We start from the raw sequence: 2,676 nt of genomic DNA, 5'->3' as shown, positions 1-2,676 counted from the left end.
AAATAAAAGTTCTCCTTTTGCATATTGCAAAAGTGGCTCTCCCGGTAATAGAGCAATTGCTTCTTCTATTTTATGTTCGGCAACCTCATATAAACCAATCATTTGATAATAATCAGCTAATGTAAGTAAGGCCTGTGGATAGGACTCGCTGTTCTTCTCTATATTACTTAGCATTTCCAAAGCATCGTCCTCTTTATTCAATTCTAAAAATAATTGTGCGAGGTCTATTTTCAGTTGGTCTTCCTCTGGAAATAAAAAGTTTAAATGCTCCAACGTTTTTATTGCCTCTTGTATAAAACCATATTCTGTTAATAAGTCTGCTAATCCATACTGCTCGTCAGGATCTTCCTCTAGTAAGAAAGTATCTACCATGCCATCAAGCTTTTCTATATCTCCATCCTCCATAACTCGGATAAAGGGAATCATTTTTTCCATAACATCACCATTCCTTCTCTACTATTTAATCGTACAAGAACTTTGAAGGTTGAACAAGAAAAAGACTCTCCTTGATAGGGAGAGTATGGGAAATTTATTTATTTTATGACATTTTCTAAGTGTTCAAAGAAATTTGGATAGGAAACGGCTATACATTCCTGATTATCAATTGAAACTATACCATCGCTTACTAACGCAGCAATAGCTGCCATCATTCCAATACGATGATCTCCGTATGTAGACAGTTCGCCACCATGCAATGGAGTTGGCCCCTCAATGACCATTCCATCTTCTGTTGGATTAATATTCGCTCCAAGCTTTCTCAGTTCATTGACCACGGCATCAATACGATTAGTTTCTTTTACCTTTAACTCCTCCGCGTTTTTAATAACTGTTTTACCTTTAGCTTGTGTGGCAAGAAGTGCGATTACTGGTATCTCATCTATTAACCTTGGAATGAGATCTCCGCCTATTTCAGTTCCTACTAAATTAGAAGTTTCTATTGTTAGCGTACCAATCGGCTCATGACTTGCATTATTTTGTGTCTCAATAGTTAATGTTGCACCCATTGCTTTTAGCACATCTATAATTCCTGTACGGGTTTCGTTCAACCCAACATTAGTTAGCACAAGCTTACTATCTAAAGCGATAGCCCCAGCAACTAAGAAAAATGCTGCAGAAGAAATATCACCAGGGACTACAACGTGTGCTCCTGTTAGCTTTTGTCCACCCTGAAGTCTAATTACATTGTCTTTTACTGAAATTTCTGCTCCGAAATGCTTGAGCATCTTTTCTGTATGATCTCGAGTGGTTTCTCGCTCTTCTACAACAGTCTCACCTTGTGAATTTAGAGCAGCTAGCAATATAGCAGATTTCACTTGAGCACTGGCTACAGGCATTTTATAATGAATCGCTTTTAGGGTTGTCCCCTCTACGGCAATAGGAGTGTATTGTCCATTCGCTCGACCTATTAGCTTGGCCCCCATTTGCTTGAGCGGCTCTGTGACTCGCTTCATTGGTCGTTTTTGAATAGACTCGTCGCCTATTAACACAGAAGAAATACTAGAGCCTGCTAGAATCCCAAGCATTAGACGAGTCGTTGTACCTGAATTCCCTGTATATAAAATTTCATCAGGTTCCTTCCAAGTAGAAATCCCCTGGCTATTGATTTGCACATGCTCACCGTCTACCTTAATATCTACACCAAGCTTGCCGAAACAATCAATCGTACTTAGGCAATCGTCACTTTGTAGAAACCCCTCTACCGTTGTTGTTCCTTCCGCGATAGCCCCAAACATAATCGAACGGTGGGAGACTGATTTATCTCCTGGTATTTTAATGCTCCCTTGTAAGGAAGGCTTACCAAAGTTTAAAAGTTTAACTGTCATAGTTGATTCCTCCCTACGCAATATAAGTCTCAAATGATGTATGTGCAGCAATACATCGAACTGCCTGTGCTCGGTCCTCCATTGTTTGAAAACTAATAACCAAAATACCAAACACATCTTCTCTAGTTTCGACAATGCGCAAGTTTGTAATGCTTATATGCTCTTTCGCTAAATAACCAATAACTTCGGCGATTACCCCCGCATAGTCAGGGATATCCACATACAGGTCGTACACCGTATATAAAGCACCTTGCGCAACTGGGAGTTCGTCTCGGACTTGTTTAGCCTTAGCAAAATAAACTTCAATTTCTGTTTCATCGGCCCCATCTATTAGATGCTTCAAACGAAGCATTTCCTCTGTCCATTGCTGAAGCTGCTTACTGATTTCTTCACGATTTTGCATCGTTATATCCCGCCACATGACGGGATTGGAAGAGGCAATTCTTGTGATATCGCGAAATCCACCAGCTGCGAGCTGTCTCGTGAAAGGATAGCTCTTATTCTCTGCCGATAATTGATGAACTAAAGAAGCTGCAATCAAATGAGGAAAGTGACTTACAGTAGCAGTCATATGATCGTGCTCATGTGCACTTATCTCGATTATCTTCGCCTTCGTAACTTTTAATAACTCTTTTAATCTATTAATGTTCTCAATTGGTTCATCAACAAAGGGAGTTAACAAATAATAAGCGTTCTCAAACAAGTAGGCCCGTGCTGCGCCTACTCCACTCTTGTGGGAGCCAGCCATCGGGTGTCCTCCGATAAACGTAATACCATGGTGCTTCAAGATTAGAGCGGCATTCATTATTTCATTTTTGGTGCTCCCTGTGTCGGTTATAATCACATTGTTTTT

Annotated in this window: 3 protein-coding genes; all 3 read right to left on the bottom strand. The window is 40.1% G+C overall.

Features of this window, described 5'->3' with window-relative positions; translation table 11 throughout:
- Window positions 1-435: tetratricopeptide repeat protein (locus AC06OU_RS04720; RefSeq protein ID WP_475854300.1), on the bottom strand; the 435-nt coding region annotated here is incomplete at its 3' end.
- Window positions 436-533: 98 nt separating this feature from the next.
- Window positions 534-1,823, bottom strand: coding sequence for a 3-phosphoshikimate 1-carboxyvinyltransferase (gene aroA, locus AC06OU_RS04715; RefSeq protein WP_475854298.1), 1,290 nt, complete (start codon window positions 1,821-1,823; stop codon window positions 534-536).
- A gap of 13 nt (window positions 1,824-1,836) precedes the next feature.
- Window positions 1,837-2,676: prephenate dehydrogenase (locus AC06OU_RS04710; protein ID WP_475854297.1), on the bottom strand; the 840-nt coding region annotated here is incomplete at its 5' end.

This window comes from Psychrobacillus sp., from assembly GCF_056205495.1.
The sequence above is the reverse complement of the archived record's forward strand: the minus strand, read 5'-3'. Positions and strand labels throughout refer to the sequence as shown.

Excerpts from the sequence above, each read along its gene's own strand:
- aroA (WP_475854298.1), bottom strand. The coding sequence starts at position 1,823 with ATGACAGTTAAACTTTTAAACTTTGGTAAGCCTTCCTTACAAGGGAGC.